Origin of the sequence: Mesorhizobium sp. M7A.F.Ca.AU.002.02.1.1 (assembly GCF_003998535.1) — a bacterium.
GTDB lineage: Bacteria > Pseudomonadota > Alphaproteobacteria > Rhizobiales > Rhizobiaceae > Mesorhizobium > Mesorhizobium ciceri.
The window spans coordinates 1-970 of sequence record NZ_RZPB01001292.1; the positions used below are offsets into that span (position 1 = coordinate 1).

At 64.6% G+C, this 970-nt stretch carries 1 protein-coding gene; it reads right to left on the minus strand.

What is annotated here, in order from left to right; all coding sequences use genetic code 11:
* On the minus strand, window positions 1–802 hold an 802-nt coding region (gene murJ / locus EN879_RS37225; RefSeq protein WP_127274777.1), incomplete at its 3' end, for a murein biosynthesis integral membrane protein MurJ.
* Between the last annotated feature and the right edge of the window lie 168 nt (window positions 803–970).

Below are 970 nucleotides of genomic sequence, written 5' to 3' on the forward strand. Positions count from 1 at the left end.
GCGAGGACACCGCGCTGTGCTGCGCCGAGGCGATCGCCGTGCCGATCAGCTGGTTGATCTGTGTGATGCCGCCGGTGATGGCCGCCGGCAGCGCCAGGATCAGCAGCCGCTTGACCGCGGGCGTCATTCTGGGACGGCGAAAGCCGATCGAGATGCCGGCATGGCGCACTGCCACCCAGACGATCGCCAGCTGCACCAGTCCGGCGGCAAGCACGCCCCAGGACAGCCCGTAGCCGACTGTGAGGGCATCCGAGCCCTTGTACCAGGCATAGGCGAGCACGCCGATCAGGATGATGTTGAGGAACACCGGCGCCACGGCGGCGGCGAAATAGCGGCGCAGCGAATTCAGCATGCCCGCCATCATCGCGCCCAACGACATGCAGATCAGATAGGGGAACATGATCGTCGCCAGCGTCACCGTGGTGTCGAACTTCCCCGGCGTGCCGGCAAAACCCGGCGCCACCAGATAGCGCACGATCAGCGGCATCGACAATTCCATGATGATGGTCAGCGCCAGCAGCGCCGTGAACAGCACGCCGAACACTTCCTCGGAAAAGCGCTTGGCGCCTTCGGTGCCGTGGGTCTCGATCTCCTTGGCGAACAGCGGCACGAAGGCGGCGTTGAAGGCGCCCTCGGCAAACAGCCGGCGAAAGGTGTTGGGAAACTGGAAGGCGGCGTTGAAGGCATCGGCGACCGGTCCGGTGCCGAGTGCGGCGGCCATCAGCATCTCGCGGCCGAAACCGAGCGCGCGGCTCATCAGCGTGCCGGAAGCGACCGTTGCGAATTTCTTGACGAGGCTCATGCTTTTGGGAACTGCCTGCGGAATTGGGACAAAGTGATGGTCGTTGTCACTCGGCCGCCGCCCTGGACTTGCCGCCGCGTTCGGACACGATGCCTTCGAGCGTTGCCATCAGCCGATTGCGGATGGTGGCGATGCGGGCCGGGTTATCTATCTTCTGGCCAGTGAGAT